Source organism: Spirochaetia bacterium 38H-sp (genome assembly GCA_039023545.1).
GTDB lineage: Bacteria > Spirochaetota > Spirochaetia > Winmispirales > Winmispiraceae > Rarispira > Rarispira pelagica.
The window spans coordinates 429474-454339 of sequence record JBCHKQ010000002.1; the positions used below are offsets into that span (position 1 = coordinate 429474).

At 40.3% G+C, this 24866-nt stretch carries 23 protein-coding genes; 17 read left to right on the top strand and 6 right to left on the bottom strand.

Going from position 1 to position 24866, the window contains the following annotated elements:
• The first annotated feature begins 97 nt into the window (after positions 1–97).
• Complete coding sequence (locus tag WKV44_05810; GenBank protein MEM5948052.1) at positions 98–1327, top strand: family 16 glycosylhydrolase; 1230 nt, start codon at positions 98–100, stop codon at positions 1325–1327.
• 127 nt (positions 1328–1454) lie between these two features.
• Here WKV44_05810 and WKV44_05815 read toward each other — a convergent pair whose 3' ends face one another.
• Positions 1455–1619 carry a hypothetical protein gene (locus WKV44_05815; GenBank protein ID MEM5948053.1) on the bottom strand — a complete coding sequence of 55 codons (165 nt, stop codon included), beginning with the start codon at positions 1617–1619 and terminating at the stop codon, positions 1455–1457.
• A gap of 347 nt (positions 1620–1966) precedes the next feature.
• Here WKV44_05815 and WKV44_05820 point away from each other — a divergent pair, with 347 nt between their 5' ends.
• Positions 1967–2311, top strand: coding sequence for an FHA domain-containing protein (locus WKV44_05820; protein ID MEM5948054.1), 345 nt, complete (start codon positions 1967–1969; stop codon positions 2309–2311).
• 1 nt (position 2312) lies between these two features.
• Here the strand turns inward: WKV44_05820 and WKV44_05825 are convergent, their stop codons facing one another.
• Positions 2313–3197, bottom strand: a complete 885-nt coding sequence (locus WKV44_05825; protein MEM5948055.1) for an HU family DNA-binding protein — start codon at positions 3195–3197, stop codon at positions 2313–2315.
• 68 nt (positions 3198–3265) lie between these two features.
• On the opposite strand from WKV44_05825, the gene WKV44_05830 reads away from it, so the two are divergent.
• The 6 genes from WKV44_05830 to WKV44_05855 all read left to right on the top strand — a co-directional run bounded on the left by WKV44_05830 (position 3266) and on the right by WKV44_05855 (position 10416).
• Entirely contained in the window at positions 3266–3790 is a 525-nt protein-coding gene (locus WKV44_05830; protein ID MEM5948056.1) for a hypothetical protein, read from the top strand.
• Positions 3790–4779 (top strand): metallophosphoesterase, encoded by a 990-nt coding sequence (locus WKV44_05835; protein ID MEM5948057.1) that lies wholly within the window; start codon positions 3790–3792, stop codon positions 4777–4779. Before WKV44_05830 ends, WKV44_05835 begins: the two co-directional genes overlap by 1 nt.
• Before the next feature lie 11 nt (positions 4780–4790).
• Positions 4791–6665, top strand: a complete 1875-nt coding sequence (locus tag WKV44_05840) for a serine/threonine-protein kinase (protein ID MEM5948058.1) — start codon at positions 4791–4793, stop codon at positions 6663–6665.
• 1 nt (position 6666) lies between these two features.
• Positions 6667–7560 (top strand): FHA domain-containing protein, encoded by an 894-nt coding sequence (locus WKV44_05845; protein MEM5948059.1) that lies wholly within the window; start codon positions 6667–6669, stop codon positions 7558–7560.
• 10 nt (positions 7561–7570) lie between these two features.
• Positions 7571–8938 (top strand): VWA domain-containing protein, encoded by a 1368-nt coding sequence (locus WKV44_05850; GenBank protein MEM5948060.1) that lies wholly within the window; start codon positions 7571–7573, stop codon positions 8936–8938.
• Between the two features lie 233 nt (positions 8939–9171).
• Positions 9172–10416 (top strand): DUF1015 domain-containing protein, encoded by a 1245-nt coding sequence (locus WKV44_05855; protein ID MEM5948061.1) that lies wholly within the window; start codon positions 9172–9174, stop codon positions 10414–10416.
• Here WKV44_05855 and WKV44_05860 read toward each other — a convergent pair.
• Positions 10389–10886 carry a septum formation initiator family protein gene (locus tag WKV44_05860; protein MEM5948062.1) on the bottom strand — a complete coding sequence of 166 codons (498 nt, stop codon included), beginning with the start codon at positions 10884–10886 and terminating at the stop codon, positions 10389–10391. The genes WKV44_05855 and WKV44_05860 overlap by 28 nt on opposite strands.
• Positions 10887–11073: 187 nt before the next feature.
• On the opposite strand from WKV44_05860, the gene WKV44_05865 reads away from it, so the two are divergent.
• The 6 genes from WKV44_05865 (at position 11074) to WKV44_05890 (ending at position 18991) form a co-directional block, all read left to right on the top strand.
• Positions 11074–13536, top strand: a complete 2463-nt coding sequence (locus WKV44_05865; GenBank protein MEM5948063.1) for a hypothetical protein — start codon at positions 11074–11076, stop codon at positions 13534–13536.
• Positions 13537–13544: 8 nt separating this feature from the next.
• Positions 13545–13718 carry a hypothetical protein gene (locus WKV44_05870; protein ID MEM5948064.1) on the top strand — a complete coding sequence of 58 codons (174 nt, stop codon included), beginning with the start codon at positions 13545–13547 and terminating at the stop codon, positions 13716–13718.
• A 305-nt stretch (positions 13719–14023) separates the two neighbouring features.
• Complete coding sequence (locus WKV44_05875) at positions 14024–14656, top strand: hypothetical protein (GenBank protein MEM5948065.1); 633 nt, start codon at positions 14024–14026, stop codon at positions 14654–14656.
• 1 nt (position 14657) lies between these two features.
• Entirely contained in the window at positions 14658–16127 is a 1470-nt protein-coding gene (locus WKV44_05880) for a 6-hydroxymethylpterin diphosphokinase MptE-like protein (protein ID MEM5948066.1), read from the top strand.
• Entirely contained in the window at positions 16124–17704 is a 1581-nt protein-coding gene (locus WKV44_05885; GenBank protein MEM5948067.1) for a 6-hydroxymethylpterin diphosphokinase MptE-like protein, read from the top strand. The genes WKV44_05880 and WKV44_05885 overlap by 4 nt, the downstream gene beginning before the upstream one ends.
• Before the next feature lie 93 nt (positions 17705–17797).
• Entirely contained in the window at positions 17798–18991 is a 1194-nt protein-coding gene (locus WKV44_05890) for a U32 family peptidase (GenBank protein ID MEM5948068.1), read from the top strand.
• A gap of 47 nt (positions 18992–19038) precedes the next feature.
• On the opposite strand, the gene ilvY is transcribed toward WKV44_05890, so the two are convergent.
• On the bottom strand, positions 19039–19917 hold the full coding sequence (gene ilvY, locus WKV44_05895; protein ID MEM5948069.1) for an HTH-type transcriptional activator IlvY: 879 nt from the start codon (positions 19915–19917) through the stop codon (positions 19039–19041).
• A 106-nt stretch (positions 19918–20023) separates the two neighbouring features.
• Here ilvY and WKV44_05900 point away from each other — a divergent pair, with 106 nt between their 5' ends.
• The 3 genes from WKV44_05900 (at position 20024) to WKV44_05910 (ending at position 23019) form a co-directional block, all read left to right on the top strand.
• Complete coding sequence (locus WKV44_05900; protein ID MEM5948070.1) at positions 20024–21493, top strand: ketol-acid reductoisomerase; 1470 nt, start codon at positions 20024–20026, stop codon at positions 21491–21493.
• Between the two features lie 113 nt (positions 21494–21606).
• Entirely contained in the window at positions 21607–22035 is a 429-nt protein-coding gene (locus WKV44_05905; GenBank protein MEM5948071.1) for a hypothetical protein, read from the top strand.
• Positions 22036–22221: 186 nt separating this feature from the next.
• Positions 22222–23019 carry a hypothetical protein gene (locus tag WKV44_05910; protein ID MEM5948072.1) on the top strand — a complete coding sequence of 266 codons (798 nt, stop codon included), beginning with the start codon at positions 22222–22224 and terminating at the stop codon, positions 23017–23019.
• Positions 23020–23076: 57 nt separating this feature from the next.
• On the opposite strand, the gene WKV44_05915 is transcribed toward WKV44_05910, so the two are convergent.
• Together WKV44_05915 and WKV44_05920 are read right to left on the bottom strand one after the other, a co-directional pair.
• Entirely contained in the window at positions 23077–23940 is an 864-nt protein-coding gene (locus WKV44_05915; GenBank protein ID MEM5948073.1) for a DUF4349 domain-containing protein, read from the bottom strand.
• A gap of 212 nt (positions 23941–24152) precedes the next feature.
• The gene (locus WKV44_05920) at positions 24153–24866 is read right to left on the bottom strand and encodes an RsmE family RNA methyltransferase (GenBank protein ID MEM5948074.1); all 714 of its coding nucleotides are present in this window, start codon (positions 24864–24866) and stop codon (positions 24153–24155) included.

Consider the following 24866-nt stretch of genomic DNA (forward strand, 5'->3'; position numbering starts at 1 on the left):
CAAGTGTAGTATAAGGTGTAAAATAATGTTAACGATAACAACAAAAAAGGTGCAGGCCGCCACCTGCACCAAATAACAAAACCCATAGGAGGGCTAAATGAAAAACTTATCAAAACTAGCACTGATTTTTTTTACTCTTCTGTTGTTAACAATATCATGTAACATAGAAGAAATCAATCAACTAACTGCTCAAATACCTATAAGAACTATTTCTGTAGGAGACAGTTGGATAATAGAGGCTGAGAACTATGTTGCAACAAACGGAGTTACGACAGAAGCATGTTCTGAAGGCGGATTAAATGTAACATCCATAGATACAGGTGATTGGATGGCCTACAACAGTATGTACTATGAAGAAGGAACATATCTTATCGAGTTTCGGGTAGCTGCAAAAAAACCAGGCGGAAAAATGAGCGTAGACCTTGATTCTGGCTCCATAGTAATAGGGGGAGTTGATATACCAAGAACAGGTAGCGATCAGACGTGGACTACTGTCTCTACAACAGTGTTTATTCCAGGGGGTGATCATGCTCTTGGGATATATGCCTCATCAGGCGGATGGAATCTCAACTGGATAAAGTTCACATATCAGGGAAATGACTCAAGTTCTACCACGCCTAGTGGAACATATACACTTGTATGGAGTGATGAGTTTGACGGTATAAACCTGGATACAAACAACTGGTCATACGATACAGGTGGAAGCGGCTGGGGGAATAATGAACTCCAGTACTATACAGACAGAACAGATAATGTGAAGGTTCAAGATGGATATTTGCAAATTACTGCACTCAAAGAATCCTATAGAGGGAAATCCTATACATCAGGCAGAATAAAGACTCAAGACAAGGTATTTAAAACTTACGGAAAGATAGAAGCAAGATTAAAACTATCCAGCACAGGAAGTGGACTATGGCCTGCTTTCTGGATGCTTGGTAACAACATATCCTCTGTGAGCTGGCCTGCTTGTGGAGAAATAGACCTGATGGAGCATGTAAACCTTGACCCAGATGTATATGGCACTGCACACTGGGATGTAAACGGTAATCATGTTTATTATGGTAACAGCTATACCGCAGACATAACCCAATGGCATATTTATTCTATAGAATGGGATAATACTGCAATACGCTGGTACATAGATGGAGTACAATATCATGAGATGAATATTACAGACAACGTAAATAGCACAGAAGAATTTCATGCACCTTTCTTTCTGCTGTTTAATATAGCTGTAGGCGGAAACTGGCCAGGATTTGATATCGATGATTCTATGTTTCCTGTAACAATGTATGTTGATTGGGTAAGATGGTATCAACTGCAGTAAGCAATATCCAAGGGATTTATTACTAAGGCATGCCTTTGAGGCATGCCTTTTTATTTATTATCTTACTGCTCTGCAAGCCATCTTTCTGCAGCTTTCATATCCTGACAAAAGGCTTTTGCTCCGCGGTTTACACAACGTTTTCTCCTAGTCTATCGGAGTCTATTATCCAAGGTTCTCCCACTTTATAATTTTCCGTAAGAATGCAGAGCATATATGTCTTTTTGGTCTCTTTATCTTTATTGGCATAGACTGTTATATGCCCTCCCCTTATTGATTCTCTAGATAAACCCAACACAATTGTATATATAAGGGGTATCTTTCTTGGCAGCTATAACAAGAAGCCACGGCTTATATTTTGATAAGGAAACTATGGTGATGATATGCCTTCTAAAAAAATTAAAAATCCAGATATTATTGTCCAATGAAAGCGCGCAGTACTTACAATTAGCTGGATTTACTAGTACCAACCAGGTCTGGAGCTATAGGGCTCAGGTTATAGGAGATTAAAATACACCCTTTGCCGCAGGCAGGCATAAGCGTGTCAGGCTTGGCTTATGTGCTAAGGATGGCACGCTTATGCCGTTCGGTATTGTTTGTTTTTATGTTGTATTTATTATAAAACAAGGATATAATTCTTATATGCAAGACGATACTATTATGGGTTCGAGTCCCATAGGTAAAAGGCTGGAGTCCACTGGCAAAAAGGAGAAGACTTATTGTCTGGTTTTTGGTAACAAGAATCTGCCTATTGTGGGCAAGATTACTATCGGCAGGGCTCCAGACAATGATGTTGTTATCGATAATAAGCTTGCAAGCAGATACCATGCGTTTATCCAGAAGATTAAAAACATCTGTTATATCAAGGATCTTTCTAGCACCAATGGTACATACGTTAATGGCAAAAAAATCCCCACGGATAAGTACGTTCGCCTTTCTCCTGGGGATGAAGTGACTATTGGTAAAACAAGTCTTATTGTGCGATAGTTTAGTAGCTTGTTTCTTCTTCTATACCCAAGAAGGCGGGGTCTGTCAGTCCTGCGCGTTCTTTGAGGTAGGATGAGGGTCTAAATACAGGCACGGGTGTTGCAGGTTTTGCAGGGATAAGGATTTCTTCTCCTGTTGCAGGGTTTCTGCCCATTCTTGCTTTTTGTGCGGCTTTTACTCGGAGCTGCAGTTTACCAAGTCTGCCAAGACGTACTTTTTCTCCCAATAGCATTCCTGTTTCTATGAGAGACAGATAATCTTCTATTATTTTTTTTGCCTGTTTCTGGGTGATGTCGTTTTCTTTTGCTATCTGGCTTATTATTGCTTTTGTTGTAAGCTGTTCTGCCGATGAAAGCTCTGGGTTAATTGTTCTGTTTATTTTTACAAATCCGTTGGTAAGATAGGTTATAGCTTCTCTTAGTCTTAATATCTGATCGTCTGTGCTTATATCGTCCTTAAAGACTGCTATTTTATATATTGCAGAACTCTGTCTGATAGGTGCGTTTTCAAAACTTGCTATATGGCCTTCTTTTATGTCATCTGCAAGTTGTACGGATGCTGCAGATACAGAGGCAGGTACATCTGTTCTGAATTTTACGGAATAGTAGTTAAAGCTCCTGCCTTGTTCCGTAAGAGGTCCAAGTCCTATAAGAGAGCCGGAAAATGTGAGCAAAAGTGCTGCTCTTTTGTCATCTCTGGCAAGCCAGGATAGGTTCTCCATCCCCAATCCCTGTATTTGGGATACAAAAAGCTTGTACTTGCTATGCCATAGTTCTGCATAGAGCTCTTTTTTTTCCTCGGACAGATTCTGCCCTTCTTCTGATAGAAGCATTTCTATCTGTTTTTGAATCTCCTGCGGTAATTGGTCAATTTTTTTTTGTTTCATTTTTTTTTGAACCCCTTTTTTATGAAATTGTGTTAATATTATTATAGTATAAACCTGAAGGGGGCGTTATGGAAGTATTTAATTCTTTATCTCCTGTTATCCAGGAGCATATCAAACAGATGGCAAAAACTTCCGGCATGGAAGCAAGCGATGAGGCTTACGAGAAGCTAGCTTCTGCATGGAGGGAGAAAGAAAAAATTTTTCTGGATGCTGTAGAAAGACACGATTTTGAAGAAGTTTCTTTTTTTTCCAAGGATGAGGAAAGAGGGGCTCTTATTCTAACATACTCAGGTTCTCTTCTTTCTTTAGGGCCTCTTGATGATGGCAGAAGACGTGCTGAGTATACCTCTATAGGATTAAGGGTGGATGTTCCCGATTCTGCTGTAAAAGAGGGCTCTGTTATCGAGAATGATATAGAGACGGATTCCGTGGTTGTGTTTTCCACAGGGCCCATACAACAGAGTTCTCCTGTCTATAAGATTGCCATCAGCACAAAGGGGCTTGATACGGATGAGGCGGAAGAAGTGCTTACAAAGGTTGTACAGGAAATATCGGAAGAGTTTGCAGAAATTAATAAGACTATTGCAGACTGATGATACGTTTTAAAAAATCTCTGGAAAGTGTCCTCAATCGAACGTCCCTGCCCGAAGCAGGGGCGTATTTGTTGCTTTTGCGTAAGACTATACAGACTCTTCTCAATATGAAATCGTCTGTCAGACCTCTTGCAAAAGATGGGCTTCCCGGAGGGCTTGTATACTTGAGCAAGAATATTCCCACTGTTATTGTGCCAGATTTGCATGCCCGTGGTGGATTTTTCTATAGGGTTTTGTGTTTTGAGCCTCTTACCGGCACTTCTGTTTTGGACATGCTTTTTGAGGGTAAAATCAATGTGCTTTGCGTCGGAGATGGTTTTCACTCCGAGGCACGCGGCAGAGCACGCTGGAAAGAGGCCTTTGATGAGTATGCCACAGGTTATAAGAAAAGAAATGCCATGGATGAAGAGATGAGGGAAAGCTTTTCTCTTATGGAAATGGTAATGATGTGTAAAAATAAATTCCCCGATAATTTCTTTTTTCTCAAGGGCAACCATGAGAACATTGCCAATGAAGAAGGGGATGGGAATCATCCTTTTAGAAAATATGTTTTTGAGGGAGAGATGGTAAGAGAGTATGTTCTGAGATTCTACGGGGAAGAGTTTCTGGATACTTTTGCCAATTTTGAGCATATGTTACCGATTCTTGCCGTAGGCAATAATTTTCTGACAGCTCATGCAGAGCCTATGGAACCTTATACAAAAGACGAAATAATAAATTATAGAGAGAATCCACATGTTGTTTATGGTCTTACATGGACGGATAATGATATGGCTGATGAAAACAGTGTAGCCTTAATGCTGAGAGATTTTCTGCCGGATTGCAGGAATGCTGTATTTTTTGGCGGGCATAGACCTGTCCCAGAGCGTTTTTTACTTAGGGCAGGCGGACTGCATGTGCAAATACATAATCCGGATAAAGAATCTGTAGTGTTTATGCAGCCTGATAAGGGTTTTGATCCGGACAGCGATATAATCGAGCTTAGATAGAGGAGATGATTATGGAAAATGGCGAGGAAAAAAAATATATAAATCAATATCAGGTTATTTCTCTTCTTGCGCGGGGAGGTATGGGAGCAGTATATAAGGCCATACATCCAAGCCTAAAAAGACATGTTGTGATAAAGAAACTTGCAATCAAACAGAAAAAAGAAATTGTAGAGAGGTTTAAGAGAGAAGCTAAGATTCTTCTTGACTGCAAGGATCCCAATATAGTTCATGTTCATGACTATTTTGTAGAAGGACGGTCTCATTATATTGTTATGGAGTATATAGACGGGATGTCTCTTGATTTATTGATAAAAAAGAGACGATATCTTTCTATCCCTGTTGCAGCATATATATTTCTCAATGTTTGCAGAGCTTTAAAATATGCTCATGACAACGGTATAATCCATAGAGATATAAAACCTGCCAACATACTACTATCAAAGAACGGAGATATAAAGCTTGCGGACTTTGGTATAGCAGCCCTGGATACGGATGAAGACGAGGGAATAACAAGAGAAGGAATGACCCTTGGCACTCCGTCATACATGCCGCCAGAACAGTTTAAAGACTCCAAGCATGTGGATAAGCGTGCTGATATATATGCCATGGGAGTCATGCTCTACGAGATGCTTACGGGTAAAAAACCTTTTCCTGGCAATTTTTCACCGGAAACAATAGTTCTTATACAGAAAGGCAAATATCTTTCTGCAAAAAAGATAAATCCGGATATTCCTCCTGCCATAAACAGAATCATAAAAAAGACAATCAATCCCAATCCTGAAAGACGATTTAAAGATGTCTCGGCTATGATAAAAAGGCTGGAAAAGTTCTTAAAAAAATATGACATAGAAAAAATAAAAAAGGTTATTGCTTCTTATGTGAGAGAGCCTGCAAAAGCAGAAATAGATATTATGCCTACAAGGCAGATATCAACGATTGTTGCTTCTATAAGTATTGCAATAATCCTGGCAGCCACTGGTTCTTACTTTTTATGGCAGTCCGGAGTCCTACAGAAGAATATTCTATCGTCTGTTTACGGTGGCTTTAATCTTGTTGTAAGGGTACCAGCTGTGATAAACAATCCCGACGACCTTTTTATCAAGGCTAATCTGTTTATAGATGATAATAAGGATATTCCACCGGCACCCTACCCTTATATAAAACTTGATCTTGATAAAGAGCAATCAGATACAAGAACTCTGGTTTATAAAAGCAAAAATATTTATATTTCTCCAGGAATATACAGAATAAAACTGGCAGTAGACAGCAGAATATACTGGCAGACAATATCCCTAAGACCTTTTTCTTCTTATACGGAGAAAAAGAAAACACAAAACATAATCATAGACCTCATGTCCCCTGTGCCAAGGCCTCTTACTGTACATACAAAAGTGGAAGATGCAATAACAGAGAGACCAATTTCTGATGCAAAGATAGAGGTTCTGCATGCAGGCAGGTGGAAAAACTTAGCAGAGATAAAAGAAGGAGAACTGTTTACAGGACAGGTTTATAAATTCAGAGCAATGGCGGAGGGATATTATACAGAGAATTATTCTTTACTCATACGGCCGGGACAGGACCTGCTGTATCTCAATGCTCGACTTGTGCCAATACCTGCTAAACTAAGTATAGATGGACCGTCAGGTATAACTCTTCTTATAAACGGCACCAGATATATTCCACAAGCAAATAGAGATAACCCATGGCATAAAATTGATTACAGAGGTGGGAAAGAAGTGCTGGAGCTTCCAGCTGGAAGATACGAGATAGAGGCAAAAAAAGGTAAAAAAGCAGCAAGGATTGTATTGGCACTCAAAGCAAATGACAGAATAACAATCAATATAAAAGAGAACAAAAATAGCTTAATAATAAACAAGGAGGAATGAGATGTCTCTTACACAAAAAAGGATAATAATGTTATGTCTGGGAGCTCTTGGCGGTGCTATGCTCTGGCCATTGATCCTAAGCATCCAGTCGGTACAGACAGCATTTCCCAATTATCTGGTTTTTCTAATAGTACAGGGAATGATTTTTGGTCTTATCTTTGGTAGTATTTTTGGCTCCTTTGAAGGAATCGTGGTATCATCCAGAATCAAGGCTCTTAAAGGGCTTTTGCTTGGAGCAGTGGCAGGGCTTGCCGCAGGGGCTCTTGGCATCTTACTTGGACAGCATTTTCTGTTTTCTGCAGCAGAAGGAGTTATAAAGGGCTGGAAAACAGCAGAAAAAACAGGTCTCATAATAATAAGCGGAGTAAGCTGGGCAATAACCGGTGTGTTTGTATCCATGATAGAGGGACTCAGAGCAAACTCTCTCAGAAAGCTAATGGCAGGGCTTGCAGGCGGGATAACCGGAGGCCTCCTTGGCGGAATACTTTTGGAAGCCATCAGGCAAAGCAATCCAGAAAACAGCCTCGCACTACTTGGCGGGCTCATGCTCTTTGGCCTTTCTTTGAGTGCCTTCTACACATTTTTTGAAAACAGCTTTTCATGGGGAAGCATCAAGGTTCTAAACGGACCGCTCAAAGACAAGGAATACCTTCTTGTAAAAACTCGTATGAGTATAGGAAGCGATCCCAAGTGCGACATAGTACTTGCGGATTATGCCAATGTTAAGCCTTTACATGCATATATAAGCATAAAGAAGGGAAAGATAACACTTACCAGAGCCGATGCAGATGCAAAACTTACAGTTAACGATATGACAGAAGCGGAAAAGATTCTACGCAGAGAAGACGTCTTTTCTATAGGCAATGCCAAGTTTATATACGGTATATTTGTCTAAGGAGGTAAACATGAAAAAGACAATAATTGCTGTATTTATACTGCTGTGTATAACAGCACTTAATGCACAGAATATAAGCATAACACAGATAGACACAAGCTCTCTTCTGTTGTCTCAGACAGTAAGGGCATACATATTTGCAGATAACCTACCAGGGGGGAGAATCCTTGATACAAAAGACCTGATAGTAAGCGAATCTGCAGACAACAATACGTGGCAAAAAGTACCCGTAAGAAAAGTAGAAAGAGACATAAACAGAAAAGAAGGCATCAGTTTTTATCTTCTACTGGATAACTCAGGCAGCATGTGGGACAACCTTGCAGGAGAAAAAACAGATAACCCCGATGATTTTCGCATAACACACGCAAAAAAAGCAATAAGGGATTTTCTTCCTCTACTGTCGCAGAAGGATAGAATATCCCTTGCAACTTTTAATAGAAGATATAATCTGCTGCAGCCAATAACAGAAAATCCAGCTAATATACAGACAGCACTGGAATTGATAAAAAAGCCGGATAAGGAAGAAGCATACACAGAGCTTTACATGGCTGCAGAAGAAGCGATAGAAAAATTCCCTGTAGAAACAGGAAGACGCGCTCTCATAATCCTATCTGACGGAGAAAACTTTCCTCCGGCAGGTTCAGGAAGCCATACCAATCCTGACTATGCAATAGAGCTTGCAAGAAAGAAAGGCATAACATGTTATGTCGTACACTTTGGCACAGAAAAAGACCCGCTGATACACGAGCTTGCTTACCAAAGCGGCGGCACAGTCTTTGATGCACACAATGCAACAGAGCTTGCAAGTATATATACGACAATACAGGAGCAAATACTTCAGGAATATGCAATAAGCTATTACGCCTCCATGCAACCGGGAGAACAGCGCTATGTGAGAATAGAGCTTGCCGGTACGGACAAAGAAGCACAACAAAGCTACTATACAGGTACCATCCTAAGAAGCAGAACATCTGTGAGCATCTGGCACTATCTTTTGCTTATAATACCTGCTGCATTATGGATTGCACTTATTCTCTTCCGCCTTGAGAAAGAGACGGATACGGCAGGCCTACGCCTTCTTTACGGTGCACCCGGCACAAAGACAAAGATGTTTCCGGTGAGCGAGGGCAGGACAATAGTCGGAGGAGACGCAACTGCGGACATAACCCTAAGCGGTAACCCCAACATGCGCCCTCAGGCTGCAACCATAGTCTTTGACCCCAATAAGAAAAAATACGTGGTAGAAGCAGACACAGACCTCACTATCAACAATCAGCCCGCTACAAAAAAAGAGCTCAAACCAGGAGACGTGCTTAACATATCTGGTACTGTAGTTGTGTTTGACGCACCAGAGGAAAAAGACAAAAAGAAAAAATAAATTATACCGAACGTCGCAAGTCGCCCTATGGGGCGACATAAAGCAGATGGGCATACTTACTCCTGCCTGCGGCAAATATAATGCAAAGCAGGCAGTATTTTTATGCTTTTCTCTTGCCAGAGGCAGCACGGGCCGAGCAGAGCGAGGTCCGTGCGTTCGATTTAATTTATTTTTTTTAAACAAAGTCGTAAAAGCACTTGAAAATCTGATTGTCCAAATATAATGTACAGCTTATGAATGTTGTTATTCCCAAGGTATTAAAGACGTGTAAAATTATGTTACCGTCAAAAAAGGCGGATATAGCAAAATGGCCGGTTATAGCTTGTGACCAGTTTACTTCCCAGCGTTCTTATTGGGAGAGTCTGGCAGACCAGATAGGTGATGCGCCGTCTACGCTCAAGCTTATTCTGCCGGAGGTGTATCTGGAGGATACGGATGTTAGTGGCAGAATCGATGAGATCCATAAAAATATGCATGCTTTTCTCGAGCAGGGCTTGATGGAGGAACTTCCGGAGGGAGCAGTAATCACAGAAAGAACAACAGTTTACGGCAGGAAAAGAACCGGGCTGATTATTGCTGCGGATTTGGAGGCCTACTCTTATACAGATACTAAAAATGCTGCGATTCTTCCCACTGAGGCAACTGTCCCGGAGAGGATACCACCTAGACTTGAGGTAAGACGAGGCGCCGTGCTTGAGCTTCCGCATGTCATGCTCCTCGTGGACGATAAAGATAACCGCTTTATGCAGACTATCAAAACACTGCAGAAGAGAGAGGTGTATGATACAAAGCTGCTTAAGGAAGGAGGTCATGTAAGGGGCTGGTTTATAGAAAAGGATTTTATTGCTCCCCTACTTGAGGATTTTTTGAGGGGACTTGCAAATGAACATGACGGGATTGTTGCCGCTGTAGGGGACGGCAATCATTCTCTTGCTACGGCAAAAGCTCTGTGGGAAGAGAAGAAAAACAGCGGAGTAAAGGACGGACATCCCGCAAGATATAGCCTTGTGGAAGTTGTAAGCATTCATGACCCGGGCCTTGCATTCGAACCCATCCATAGACTTGTTTTTGACTGCAATGCCGACACAACTATGGATATGCTATCTGATGTCACAGCTGATTCTCAGGTGCTCAATACAAAACTGACAGATAACATGCAAATACAACAGGATGAGATAATAATATCAGATGGTAAAAAAACTTATAAAGTAAAGCTAAATCAGGACAGACTTGCTGTAGAACAGGTGCAATACGAGTTGGATAAGCACAACAATATCAAGATGGATTATACTCACGGGTATTTGCATACCATGGAGCTTACAGAAACAGGTAAAAATACAGCAATATTTCTACCTGCCATTCCAAGAGAAGAGGTATTTGCAACCATACAAAAAAGAAAGGTTTTCCCTAGAAAAAGCTTTTCCCTGGGAGAAGCGGAAGAAAAACGATACTATCTGGAAGCCCGTCGCATAGAATGAAAGCCTCCACTGTTTCCCATATAGACTTTTCTCTTCTCTGAGACTGACGGAGAAACAGAAGGAATAAGAATCCAGCTTAAAGCAAAAACAATCAGTCCTACAGAGAGGGCTACTGCTCTTATAAACGGTGTTCTGTCTATACCCGTATCTACGGGATATATGATTGTTCCCGGGCTCATATGAGTGACAGGAGGAGATATACCTTTTAATAAGATAAGGCCTTCATCCTCTTCCAGCAGATAAAGCGATTTTGCATGATTCTTTATCTGCTCACTAGATGTGCTTAAAAGGACAAGTTTGTCCTCCAGTTGTTTGTTTTTTAAAGACAAACTTACGATATTATCTGACATTGCCTCATGGACTTTTTCTAGTTTATTATAAGATATAATACCCGTCTCACCCCATATAAAAAGTCCAATAAAATATATAAGACAGCCAATATAAGCGGAAACAACAACTCTCCATTTCATTACTATTAAAACGGCAAATGTCACATGGACTTTATAAAAAACAAGATACTTCTATGTAAAAAACATAGATAAAAAAGGATTTTTATTTCATTCATTGACATTGATTGCAAGCTGGCATAACATATTACTTAACAGGCAAAAAAAATGTGCCGATAAGCAAAAAAACAGACCCGAGATAGGGGCAGACATGGCAGAAGAAAAAAAATCATTAGAAACAACAGAATTGGAAGAATATGGAGTATGGGTAAAAGAGGGACCGGAGGATATATCGGAAGACGAGCTTTCTCAGCTTGACATAGAAACTGATGAATCCCCTTTTATCTCAGAAGAAGAAAATAATCTTATAAACGATATAGAAGATAATAAGGAAACTCCAGAAATTTTTCTAGAAGGGCAGGATGAAGACTTTTCCTTTGATATTTCAGATATGCCAGAAATAGAAGAACAGAAAGATGCTGAGCCTACAGCTCAGGAAGAAAACTTTGACTCTCCCATACGAGATGAGCAGGAAGATTTTTCTATGAACTTCGGTGAGGATATAGATACGGAAACAGAACTCTCTTTAGAAGAAAATATAACTGACATAGAAACGGACTTGGAAGGTATTGATTTTTCTTCAGAAGATACTGTTTTTGATACAGAAGGGGTTAGTGATACTGAGGAAATTGCAGAAGACTTTGAGGATTTATCAGAAACAAAAGATTCCGGAGAAATTGCAGAAGACATAGTCGGGATGGATATGCAGGACTTTTCCACAGAAGAAAATACAGATTCCGATGCGTTTGACTTGTCAATAGAAGAGCTATCAGAAGAACAGGAGTCCTTTGATATAATGTCCGAGCCCGATGCAGAAGAAACCGTAAGTATCGATATGGCAGAAGAAAATGCTGCAACAACAGAAGAAGAGCTCCCTGATTTTTCATCCGACGAGCTTGAGAATATAGAAATAGAAGAGTTTGAAGCAGAAACAGAAACCCCATCGGACTTACAGGACTCTTCGCTTATGGATATTGACCTAGAGCTGCCTGGAGAAGATAACTCAGAACCCGTGGAGCTGGAAGCCCAAGATAATGGATTAATGGAAGAAATAGATCTCTCAGACATGGATTTGGGAGAAATATCAGAAGAGTCCATGGAAGAGGAGTTTGCTGCAGAAGAAGAACCTGATTTTATAGAAGAAGATTTGGAAGAACAGGTTATAGAGACAGCATCAATAGAGGATACAAACCTTGGGGATTACCAAGACTTCCAACCGATTGAAGCAGCAGAAGAAGAGAACAGACATGTGGAAAAAACAATATCAGCAGAAGAGGATATTGAGCTGCCTGAGCTGCCTCAGGAAGAAGATTTTAATGATATAGAGGCTGTTACAGAGCATATAAGTGCTCCCATAGAAGAAGAAAGCTTTGCAGAAGAAAATATTGCTCCTATGCAGAAAGCAACCCCATCAGCACCTGTCGTACCGGAGACAGATAATAACATACTTGCAAAGATAGAACAGGAACTCTCATCAATAAGGAAAGAGCTCTCTGACCTCAAGGCAGAATTAAGCCAGCTTAGGCCATCCACAACAGAGGAAAAAGCACCTCAAATAGAAGAAAAAATAGAAGCTGCTTCCGGTGGATTTTTTGAAGAAGACATAGAAGAGGACGAAACCATAGCTCTTACCGGCGAAGAACTTGACAATATTCTCAGTACTGCGGAGATAGAAGAAAAGGAAGAGGAGGGCCTTTCTACAGAAGAAATAGAGGACGCTATAGGAGAAATACCGCTCAAAGAAGAAGAAAGAGAAATCATAGAAGAATATAACAAAGAACTGGAAGAATTTAAGAACGAAGAGATTCCCATCCCAGAAGAAGACGAAGAAGAGATACCCAATATAACAGAAGAAGAAATAGAACTAACACTCAACACAGAAGAAACAGAAGATGAGATAGAACTAGGAGAAGGACTTCCTATAGATACGGATATATCGGAAGAGATGCCAGAAAACAATGAGATAGAAGAAATAGAGCTTGATATGCCGGAAGAAGCAGAAATACAGGAAGCAATAACAGAAATACCGGAAAGTGCAAAAGAAGAAGAAATACTGCCACCCGGAATAGAAGAAATATCTCTGGAGGAAACTCCTGCAGAAATAGAAGAGCAACAAGAAGAACCGGAAATAGAAATTAGTACTGATGATGGCGAGCCTGATACGCTTTCGGAAGAAGATGAGATAGAAATTCCACAAGAAGAGATGGAAGAGCTGGAGATAGAAATTCCAGGAGAAGAAGAATACGGAGAATTCCAGGAAATATCTACAGAAGAGACTGTCCAAGAAGAAACTCGCGAGGAAGAACCCACAAGCGAACCAGAAGAAATCCAAATAGAAGAAGAGATACTACTGCATAGCGAAGAACCTATAGAAATCAGCTCCCCTCTGCCAGAAGAAATAGACATGGAGGAAGTACAACAAACTGCAGAACAGGCAAAAGCAAAGGAAGCAGAGCCTCTACCGACAGAACTAAAAGAGGAGCTAAAGGCAGTACTCAGCTATATGGATCAGCTCCTAGAAGCACTTCCGGAGGATAAGATAGAAGAATTTGCACGTTCACCCTACTTTGATACTTATAAAAAACTGTTTGAAGAACTTGGTCTTGAACAATAGGAGACAATATGGGACTCTTGAAAAAAGTAAAAGAAATAGAAACAAAAAATATAGCAGCAGATAACTCCAGTCTTTTTAAAAAAGCTTTAAAGTATAAAGACAACATCAATATACTTAGCAGACTCGGAGAATCTGCTGCAGAAATAGAAGAAGAAAAAAAAAACTATATACGGATTATATAGCTGTACAGCATAACATAAACATCAACCTGTACAAAGAAATACAAAAGCTGGTAAACACACTCACAACATCGGAAGCATGTCTTATATATCTCATAAAACTGACAAAAGAGATAGAAGAACTTTTTGATACAAATAGAATATCCATTCTTATACAGTCTCATAACACCGGAACATACGAGCCATGGATAGTAAGAGGACTTGACAACACAAGTTCTCATAAACTGTCATTCACAGCAGAAGAACTTGCAGAAATATTTGAGGATGGCAAAAAATTTAGAAAATTTACAGACAATGACAGTAATATATTGGAAAAAAAACTATCATCAAGAGATTATGCCAACCTTAAAAATCCCTTATTGATAGCTTTTCAACCAACAGTACGAGTCAATACTCCTGTTGCATTGCTATTTATAGACAACAGTATCCTCACAGACAATCTTCCTCTCACAGAAGCAATAGTATCTATGATACATGAGCTTGCAACACCAAGACTAACAGAGATACATAGAGAACTATATCTTAAGAATCAAGTCTATAAAAAGCTTAATATGACCGAGCTGGAACAAAAGCTGGAAGAAGTAATAACACAAAGCCCTACTTCCATCTATTTTGTTGCATTCTCAGTAGCTCATCTTTCTACCTCCGGAATGATAGAAAACAAGAAACTAGAACACATACGTTTTCTATCATATATCCATGCTCTCATGGAAAGCCTCATAAGCGACATAGGAGAAATAATAGGATATAATGAGGATAATATAATCTTTACAATAACCCGCGAGAGTATAGACATAGAACTGCTTGTACACCAGTGCTGGAATACAATATGTATGCATATAACAGCAGACAAGTGCCCTGCTCCAGTCAATGCCAGATGGACACAATATCCTGGCAAATCAACAAGCATAAGCGAAATAATAGAAACACTGCTCCATTAAGATGACAAGACAAAGACTCCACTCTGCCTATAATCCCCAGAAAGAAGCAGAAAGGTTTCTGGATAACATCCAGGAGCTAAAAGAACACAGACCATCTTGCATAATACTCATGGGAGCAGGAGAAGGATATATATACAGCGAGCTAAAAAAACGATTTACCAACATAAAAATAATAAGAATATTTTACTCTCGGGAAATACCTGTCAATAAAAATCTCCCAACCGGACATCTAGACTGGATTCCCGGCGATACATATGATTTAAAAAACTTTTTATACCATACAATAGAAGACAGAGATATCCCTGGAATAGTCATAATAGAATGGCCTGCATCGGCAAATATATGGAAAAAGGAAGCAACAAAAGCAAAAGAAACTGCTATCCAGTTTATAAGAGAAAGAACAGGAACAATATTGACATCCATTGCAAGCGGTAGAAGATGGTTTGAAAACATTATAAGGAACATACTGTTTATTGAAAAAATAGCAGCAATAGAAAGCTGGCCGGAGGAAATACTTATTCTTGCATCTGGACCTACACTGGAGAAAGTTCTGGATACCCCCATACAACACACCACCATTGCACTCCCTTCCAGCCTCTGCTCGCTTGCCTTTCGCAATATCAAACCAGATGCTGCAATAAGCACCGATGGCAACCACTATGCAAAAATACATCTTGTCCACCTTGATCCTGCTGTTCCACTCTTTGCAGCATTCACAGCAGCCCTCCCCCTAAAAACATGCAAAAACACAAACATAATACCCATAGCACAACACACAGCTCTGGAAACCCCGCTTACAACACTTCTTCCCTACCCCCATCTCAACCTGCCGCCACACGGCACAGTAGCCGGCACCGCATTGCAGTTGGCCATAAACAACAACACAAACCATATTCTAATAGCAGGATTGGACCTTGCCTCATACGATATGCAGCAACACAGCCGTCCTCACAGCTTTGACCCCATATGGGAAGAAAACACAAAAAGAATTACTCCTCTTTTTACAAAAAAACTCATCAGCATACTCGACACAACAACAAGAATAACAAACACACCTTGGAGAAAAAACCGCGCATTAGAAACCTATGCAGGCTGGTTCTCGCATCTCACACCACCTGCACATATAAAAATAACAAGAATAAACCCCAGTCCTATAGAAATCCCGGCATTCTGTAATACAGACACAATCCCTTCTCCAGCAAAAACAAAAAAATTGAGAATAAAACAGGAAAAAACACCGGACAGTACAGAAAGAAAAAAAATAGCAAAGAAATACATAGAAGAAATAAGAGAAACAGCAAGAGAAGCAATAAAAGAAAAAAAACATACAGAAATAGGACTGGCAATAGGAGGAAAAATATACTACGACATACAAAAAAACAGCGATACAACAGAAAAAACAATCAAAGCATACAGACAACAGATAGATAAATATATAGAAAACATAATAGAAAAATATAACCTGCAATGATACAAGAAAAAAACCTTATTACATTAAAAAAAAGCAACCCCTCTGCATATGAGAAGCTAAAGAAAACATCTCCCAATCCTGGACTAAAAAAAGAAAACGCAAAAAACGGTACTCCCATACCCGTACTGGAAACACCACAAATAAAAAAACCCCTTGCTTCCTATGTAGACCCGCAAAGAGAAGCAGAAAAAATAATAAAAAGGAACCAAGCCTCAGGACATATCATAATAACAGCATTGGGAGCAGCATATCACATAGAAGAAGCACTAAAACTAGAACAAACAGAACACATAACAATAATAGAACATGACAGTACAATAACAAAAGCACTCCTTGCAATACGAGACATAAGCCACATACTGGAAAATCCTGCAGTAAGCCTTCTTGTAGAACCCACGAAGGAAGAACTCATAGACCACATATATAGCACCTTTAACCCTGCAATAAATACAAAACTAAGCATAATACCAATGCCTCAAGCCACAGAAAAAGCAAAAAACAACCAAGACAAAAATCTGCAAACAATCAGAGCACTAGCAGAACAGATAGCACAAGAGACAGCAACTCAAGCCAACTTTGGCAGAATATGGCATCACAACTGTCTCAGGAACCTCCAGTATCTCTCAAAGAACACAACAATACCGAATTTACCTGACACAATAATAATAGCAGCAGCAGGACCCAGCCTAGAGAAAACACTCTCAAAACTCCCATCCATTCCAATAGTAGCCACAGACAGCGCACTCCCCTTTTTACACGCCATAAACAGACCACCTATACTTGCAGCAAGCATGGACTGCCAATACTACAGCACATACCACATAACAGGCATAAGCCCCTCCTATCCACTTATACTTGACCTATCCAGCCCCCCTGCTATCACAAGAAAAGTAGAAAAAACCATCCTCGCAGCAAGCAAACACCCCTTGCACCAATACTTTGCAGAAAAACTCAACATCCCCTCGTACCCCACACAAGGCAACATCACAGCAACCCTAACACACCTTGCAATCCTAAATGGAGTTACAACAATCCACATAGCAGGCGCAGACTATGCCTACCCGCACATCACTCCATACCAGAGAAGCACCTATCACTGGCCATACCATCTTAGTCGCATAACACGCCATGCAAACCTACAGACAGCCCTCATAGAAACCTGCCTTGATAAAACCCCGCCAGGCACAATCACCCCACCCATACTCACATCATACAAAAACGCACTGATAACAAGCCTTATCAACTTCGGATGCAGCATAGAAACACCCTCTCAAGGCCACTACATAATAACAACAAAGAATCGTAGCCAAACACAAATCACACAAGTCCCCTCAAAAAAAGAAACATCAAGAATCACAGCACAATACATAGAAAAAATAAAAAACCTGCCCCCTTTAAAAACATCAATCAGCTACCATAACCTTGAAAAAGAGCAAAAAAACCTCTGGACAACACTCCTTCCGCTCATGCTGTACATAAAAAAACATAACAACAACAAAGATCTGGAAACAATAAGCAAACTCACCCTAGCAGAAGCAACCGAAAATTATACCGAACGGTCTTACCGCAGCAAATAAAAGAACAATAATAAGAAAAGCTGCGGCAAGACCTGCCTGCGGCAGCCCACCTGCCCGCTTTACAAGCCATAAAAAACACCATAACCTAACAACATGGAACTACTATCACCTGCAGGAAACATAGAAAAACTAAGATACGCCTATCACTACGGCGCAGATGCAGCATACATAGGACTCAACGGGCTCTCGCTTAGAGCAAGAGCAGACAACTTTACAGCTGAGCAATCAGAAGAAATAAAAAAAATAAAAGGCAAAAAAAAGCTCTACTGTGCACTCAACATATACTTCCATCCGGAAGACATAGACAACCTGGAAAACAGAATAGATGAGTTAAAGCAATTTCCCATAGATGCATTTATAATAAGCGATATAGGACTTCTGCCTATTATGAAAAAACACTTCCCAGACACGGACATGCATCTCTCAACACAAGCAAACTGCACCAACCACCTTGCAGCAAAAACATACTACGATATGGGCTTTAAAAGAATAATAACAGCAAGAGAACTCAGCCTGAATGAAATAAAACGCATAAAAGACCACATCCCAGAACTCGAGATAGAAGCATTTGCCCACGGAGCAATGTGTCTTGCCTACTCAGGGAGATGCTTCCTAAGCGCATGGATGGCAGACCGCTCTGGAAACAGAGGAGCATGTGCACACTCCTGCAGATGGGAATACAGAGTACTGGAAGAAAGAGAAAGACCTGGAGAATACTACCCAATAGAAGAATACGACGGATATACAACAATCATGTCCTCACAGGACATATGTATGATAGACCATCTTGAAGAACTAAAGCAGGCAGGAGTCGACTCCATCAAGATAGAAGGCAGAATGAAATCCCTTTACTACGTTGCAATAGTAAGCCGCGCATACAGAAAAGCATTGGACGCATTGGATGGGAAACCAATAGAAAACCTGCAAGAATATAAAGAAGAACTCCATAAAGTAAGCCACAGACAATACTCTACAGGATTCTTTTTCGGTAAAAGGGATATAGAGAAACCTGCAGACCATACAATGTTTCCACCCCGCCACATATTTATGGGTACTGTGGGAAAAAAAGAAGGTGATAATATCTGGCAAATTATTCCCAAAAACAAGATAAATGTAGGAGAAGAGCTTGAGTTTATAGGGCCGGACATAATAGGGATAAAAGATAAAAGCTACATACTTCTTGATAGTGACAAAAATCCTACAGATTTTATTGCACATAAACGCGAAGGCTATATCAAGACAGATGCCCCTCTTGAGGAAGGTTACATAATAAGAAAGTCAGAATAAAAGCAGCTTGAGCCTGGCTCAAGCTGCGTTCGGTATAAAGTTTATTTTTACTTAGATTTATTAACACATTCAAGAAAAGCATAAACAGCAGGCAAACTTTTTCTTCTTTTTTTTACGGCAAAGCCTACAAGGTACGGCTCAAGCGGAGGCTCAGTATCCACTATCTTTATACCCTGCTTGAGAGGGCTTTTTTCTAAAACAAGACGAGGAACAACACCTATGCCAAGCCCAAGATTGACCATGGCAAGTATTGCCTCATTACCTGCAACTTCGGCATATACTCTGGGGCTCATCTTCTGATGAGAAAACCATCTGTCAAGACGAAGTCTTGCGGGCTCACGCTCAGGCAATATAAGGGGGAGAGAAAGCGGACCGTTTCTTTTAAGCTCCCTGGTAAGCGGGCAATCAGCCGCCGGCGCAACAAATACAAGCGGTGTTTCTACAACAGGAAAGAAATCAACATCACGAGGCAGAGAATCCGGTTTTGCTATTACTCCTATGTCAACACGATCATCAAGAACAGCAGGTAAAGCCTCTGCCGGAGCCCCTGTTTCCAGTCGGATGTGCACGTCAGGATAGCTGGATGTAAACGATGTAAAAAAACCAGGAAGGAGGCTGTAGCAGGCAGTAACAGAGGCAAAGATACTAAGCTCACCTGATACCATACCGCTCATTCTGGCAAGTTCGCTCCGGGCTGCTTCCCATGTATCAATGATGCTCCGTGCCCTGTCAAAGAAAAGCCTGCCCTCCTGAGTAAGCTCAACCCGCCTTGTATCGCGTCGTATAAGCACGCTGTTTGTTTCTTCTTCCAGGCGTTTAATAGCACGAGAAAAGGCAGAGGGGCTAAGGTTGCAAAGTTTGCTGGCTCTGCCAAAATGCAATGTCTCAGCAAGAGCAATAAAACAGGATAGGTCTTCTATATTCATAAAAACCTCATATTGCAAAATATGCAATATATTATACAATATAAATCACTTTACGCAACAGTAAATACATGTTATATTGTATAAAACTATTTTAAAGGAGAGCGCAATGCTGGATTTTGAAACAAAAGTCTTTAAGAAAGAAAAGATAAAGCTTGCAGGTACAGAAGAGTATGTTGTTCAGGGAGGAAGAGATAAGTTTCATCTCCTTCCCAAGGCATTTGAGGGAATCAAGCAGATAGGTGTTATTGGCTGGTCTTCTCAGGGGCCCGCCCAGGCTCAGAACCTGAGAGATTCTCTTGAGGGTACGGATATCAAGGTAAAGGTTGGACTTAGAGCCGGTTCCAAATCCATGGAGAAGGCAAGAGCAGCCGGTTTTACAGAAGAAAACGGCACATTGGGAGAGATGATGGAGGTAATCAAGGAGTCCGATCTCCTTATTCTTCTTATCGCAGACTCTGCTCAGGCTCAGCTTTACAAAGAAATATTTGCAGCACTTAAAAGCGGTGCCACACTAGGGCTTTCTCACGGTTTCCTCATAGGATACCTCGAAAGCATAGGTGAGAAGCTTCCTTCCCATATAAATATAGTTGGCGTATGTCCCAAGGGTATGGGACCATCTGTAAGAAGACTTTACGAACAGGGTAAAGAGGTAAATGGTGCAGGAATCAACTCAAGTTTTGCAGTTGTCCAGGATATTGACGGACGCGCAACAGATATTGCTCTTGGCTGGGCTGTAGCAATAGGTGCACCTTATGTTTTTGCAACGACTCTGGAGATGGAATATAAGTCCGATATATACGGCGAACGTGGTATACTTCTTGGTGCTGTACACGGTATAGTGGAAAGCCTCTATCGCTGGTATACAGACAAGGGTATGGATGAGAAAGAGGCTTTTAAACATACGGTTGAGACAATAACAGGTCCCATATCCAGTACAATATCCAAGAAGGGAATCAAGGCTTTATACGAAAGCTTTAACGGTGAGGACAAGAAAACCTTTCAGAAGGCATACAGTGCTGCTTATGGTCCTCTCTTTGAGATACTTCTTGAGTGTTACGAGGAAGTAGCAAGCGGTAATGAGATAAGGTCTGTTATCATGGCAGGAGAAAGACTCAAAAGATTTCCATTCCGCACAATAGATAATACAAAGATGTGGAAAGTGGGAGAAGAGGTAAGGAAAGAACGTAATGAAAACGAGATTCCTCTTGATCCATATACAGCAGGTGTTTATGTGGCAGGTATAATTGCACAGGTTGATGTTCTAAGAGAAAAAGGGCATGCATACTCCGAAATAGTCAATGAGTCAATAATAGAAGCCGTAGATTCTCTTAACCCGTACATGCACTATAAGGGAGTTGCATTTATGGTAGATAACTGCTCCACAACAGCAAGGTTAGGTGCAAGAAAATGGGCTCCCAGGTTTGACTATAACCTCTGGCAAAATACGTATCCTCAGTCAGAAACAGGCAATATAGATGAGAAGCTTATTTCTGATTTTGAAAAACATCCTGTCCATGAGGCTCTTGCTGTGCTGAGTAAGTATCGTCCTCCTGTAGACATAGTGGTTCTAGGTTAATAATCATAATATCATAATAACGGCCGGATATATGATCCGGCCTTTTTTATACAAAATCAAGCTTGTTTTAAAGAGAAAGACAGGTTACAATATCGTAAAATAAAGGAGTTAGTATGAAAAAAGCATATCTGTTGCTTGTTTTGTTATTATTTCCAATTGTAATCTACGCGGAGGATATCTCCGGAGAATGGATACTAAAAACAGAACTAATACAGATAATAGAAAACGGGCAGATAATGGGGTTTGCCAACCCCAAAAAGGAGGCAAGTATAAGCAATATAAAGATAGAAAATACAAGTATAAGTTTTACATACGGTAAAACAACATATAAAGCTTCTTTTTCCCAAAAAGACAGGTACCTAATCTTATCACTATCTAATAAGAAAACCCCCATCATAATCACCATAATCCCGCTTAAAAATGGCAACTACAAGTTTAGCTATTGCATGGATGCAACAAGAGAACCGGCATCTGCAACAGGTACTCAGCTTTTTATAAACTATATAGGAACAATGATTCCTGCTCAGAAGCTCAATCAATAAAAATCTCTAAAAACTCCAAAAAATATGATTTTTTCATAATATTCTATCATTTATCATAAAATTTTCACAATATCTGTAAGTTTAAAAACATCTCAAAAATAAAATATTGTAATAAAAGAAAATAAATCATAAAAACTTGGCACAATTATTGCTTTTATGTTAGCAAATCCAACCATGGAGGAAGGAATGAAAACAACAAGAAAAATTATGATAATTACAACAGTAATACTGATTGTATTTGTATCATTTTCATGTGCTAATCCTGTAAGTGCAGAGATAGAAAGAGTTGCAACCAATGCAACATCTACCGACACTCAGGCTACAAGCAATACAACAGACGCCATAGATACGTCTATATCTTCCGGGGAATCGGTTACCATAAGTTCTACATCAGAACTGCCAACTGCATCTTCTGCTACTTTGGGTACAACATCAGCTACCTCTTCTGTTACGGTAATCGATCTTTCTGGGACTTTGAGCACAGCAATAGGGATTTCTTCGATAGACTCTTCTTCTGCAAGTATTACAACAGATGCCACCGTAACTTCTCAGCCTGTAACTTCCAACAACAATGGTACTCAGCCCAATGAAAGCGGTGCTACAACAGCTACAACAGCTACAACAGCTACAACAGCTACAACAGCTACAACAGCTACAACAGCTACAACAGCTACAACAGCTACAACAGCTACAACACAACCTGCACAGGGGCTTGCATCTGTAATAGCAGAAGCATCCATAAGCAATGTAAAAGTAGAAGGCAATACACTTATAATAACAACAAAAGCAGCAAGTTATGAACTTAAGATTAACAGTGTAAAATCTCTAAAGGATGACCTTAAAACACTTACAAAGAAAAACAAGAAAGATAAAGAGCTTAAAAATACAACAAAAATATTGGACAAGATTTTAAAAGATGTAGAAGAAAAAGAGAAAGAAGACAATAAAAATAAAGAAGAAAAGAATAAAAAGCATAAGGATTAGAACATAGCATCTCCTCAAGAAGAAAGGCTGCCGTAACAGGCAGCCTTTCTTTTATTTTTACTTTTTATCTCTCCCCAGAACAACTAGCAATTTTCTGAGTAGCCCCAATTTACCCCACAAAAGCCAGTAAAAAAACAACACGGCACCAAGAATAGGAATACCGAATATTATAATACGCAGCAATATAAATACAAAACCAACAAAAAACGAAACCACATCAAGCCACAAAGCGGATAAATAATCATAGAAAGAAGGATAAGCAGTGCTTGTCTTCTCAGGCGGTAGTACTAAATTTACCCTTAGGATAGAATAACTAACATCCTTATCATAACGCCTCTTCTGAGCTTCCATATTCTCTATCCTGCTTCTCACATCGCTAAGATACTGCTCAACCTTGAGAATATCCTCTATGTTCTTTGCCTGACCAAGATACTGTCTGTACTTCTCTTCAAGTACATAGGCATTCTTAAGCCTGGTCTCAAGGTCATAATAACTGTCCGTTATATCCTCTACATTCTGGTTACTGGAAAGAACTCTCCCGAGTCCGCCTATCTCCTTAAACAACATGTCAAACTTATCTGCAGGAACCCTTAGCTCCATATAGACCTCATCCTCACGCATGTCTGTGCTGCTAATATAACCACCAATCTCAGTAATGTTATTTTTGATTTCATCTGCAGTATTAGCAAGCTCTTTAACCTCAAGCCTAATATATCCCTGACGTATTAGCTTTCTTTCCATTGCAACCTCAGCTGGAGGTGCAGCATTTGTCCTGGAAAGTGTATCAGAAGCAAGAGAAAACTCCTTTGCCGGAGATTCTGCCTTGGGTGCAGCAAGTCCAGAAAGCCCGTATTCTCCTGTTTTCTGGCTGCAAGATGCGAGCAATAACACAAAAAAAACTGATAACAATATCTTTTTCATAATCCCTCCGTCTTCTGTTTCAATTATTATAACATAATAAACTCATCAATGTTACCTTGATTTTAAAAGCGCACAAAATCATATTAACCGAACGGAGTCCTGCGGACTCCTGCCTTCGGCTATTATACTGTGAAAAGACCCCCTTCCAGTGCCGCAGGCAGCAGAGGACGCAGGAGCGTCCTCTGCGTTCGGCATGAAAAATAGATATTATTTTAGCCAGCAAGAGAAAAACGTTCGATAATGCGACCCAGGGCAACATGACAAGCTGTTTCTGTTCTGAGAATCCCGCTTCCAAGAGAGAGATTTTTATAACCATTATCAAGAAGCATATCTCTTTCTTCTTCTGTCCATCCTCGCTCTGGCCCTATGGCAAGGCTTATAATTCCTGCAGAGATTTGCGCAGAGACAGATTCCTGCCGCGTATTCTCATCACAGATAAAACGAATATCTCCGGATACAAGCTCTATGGCTTTTTTTAAAGACGGAGCAAGTTGTATATCTGGATAATTGGTTCTTATGCCCTGCTCACAGCCATGCAGAACATACTCCATGTAGTTATTGTTTTTCCAAATGTTGCTGGAAAGATAGGATTTTTCCGTAAGTTTTGCAGGAAAAAAAACCAGCTTTTCTATGCCAGCTGCAGTAAGGTCCCTTAGTAGCCTTTTTGCAACAATGGGTCTTACAGCTGCAACAAGAAGCCGCACGGGAAGAAGCGGCGGAGGCTCGTCTGTAAAGGTACAAGAAAGCTCTACACAATCAGGTGTTATGTTATTGATAAAAGCACTTCCCATAAGTCCGCCGACTACCCCCACTCTGAGAGAGGTATTTCTATCTGCTTTTAATATATCTGTGATATGTCTTGCTCTTCTATCTCCAGAAGGAAGTACAATCTTTTTTTCGGCATTTTCCAAGATTATAATATTCAT

Coding starts and splice junctions, on each gene's coding strand:
- WKV44_05885 (MEM5948067.1), top strand. CDS start 16,124: ATGATACAAGAAAAAAACCTTATTACATTAAAAAAAAGCAACCCCTCT.
- WKV44_05840 (MEM5948058.1), top strand. CDS start 4,791: ATGGAAAATGGCGAGGAAAAAAAATATATAAATCAATATCAGGTTATT.
- WKV44_05845 (MEM5948059.1), top strand. CDS start 6,667: ATGTCTCTTACACAAAAAAGGATAATAATGTTATGTCTGGGAGCTCTT.
- WKV44_05830 (MEM5948056.1), top strand. CDS start 3,266: ATGGAAGTATTTAATTCTTTATCTCCTGTTATCCAGGAGCATATCAAA.
- WKV44_05860 (MEM5948062.1), bottom strand. CDS start 10,886: ATGAAATGGAGAGTTGTTGTTTCCGCTTATATTGGCTGTCTTATATAT.
- WKV44_05905 (MEM5948071.1), top strand. CDS start 21,607: ATGAAAAAAGCATATCTGTTGCTTGTTTTGTTATTATTTCCAATTGTA.
- WKV44_05900 (MEM5948070.1), top strand. CDS start 20,024: ATGCTGGATTTTGAAACAAAAGTCTTTAAGAAAGAAAAGATAAAGCTT.
- WKV44_05850 (MEM5948060.1), top strand. CDS start 7,571: ATGAAAAAGACAATAATTGCTGTATTTATACTGCTGTGTATAACAGCA.
- WKV44_05910 (MEM5948072.1), top strand. CDS start 22,222: ATGAAAACAACAAGAAAAATTATGATAATTACAACAGTAATACTGATT.
- WKV44_05915 (MEM5948073.1), bottom strand. CDS start 23,940: ATGAAAAAGATATTGTTATCAGTTTTTTTTGTGTTATTGCTCGCATCT.
- WKV44_05870 (MEM5948064.1), top strand. CDS start 13,545: ATGGGACTCTTGAAAAAAGTAAAAGAAATAGAAACAAAAAATATAGCA.
- WKV44_05920 (MEM5948074.1), bottom strand. CDS start 24,866: ATGAATATTATAATCTTGGAAAATGCCGAAAAAAAGATTGTACTTCCT.
- WKV44_05810 (MEM5948052.1), top strand. CDS start 98: ATGAAAAACTTATCAAAACTAGCACTGATTTTTTTTACTCTTCTGTTG.
- WKV44_05890 (MEM5948068.1), top strand. CDS start 17,798: ATGGAACTACTATCACCTGCAGGAAACATAGAAAAACTAAGATACGCC.
- WKV44_05825 (MEM5948055.1), bottom strand. CDS start 3,197: ATGAAACAAAAAAAAATTGACCAATTACCGCAGGAGATTCAAAAACAG.
- WKV44_05835 (MEM5948057.1), top strand. CDS start 3,790: ATGATACGTTTTAAAAAATCTCTGGAAAGTGTCCTCAATCGAACGTCC.
- WKV44_05855 (MEM5948061.1), top strand. CDS start 9,172: ATGAATGTTGTTATTCCCAAGGTATTAAAGACGTGTAAAATTATGTTA.
- WKV44_05880 (MEM5948066.1), top strand. CDS start 14,658: ATGACAAGACAAAGACTCCACTCTGCCTATAATCCCCAGAAAGAAGCA.
- ilvY (MEM5948069.1), bottom strand. CDS start 19,917: ATGAATATAGAAGACCTATCCTGTTTTATTGCTCTTGCTGAGACATTG.
- WKV44_05865 (MEM5948063.1), top strand. CDS start 11,074: ATGGCAGAAGAAAAAAAATCATTAGAAACAACAGAATTGGAAGAATAT.
- WKV44_05820 (MEM5948054.1), top strand. CDS start 1,967: ATGCAAGACGATACTATTATGGGTTCGAGTCCCATAGGTAAAAGGCTG.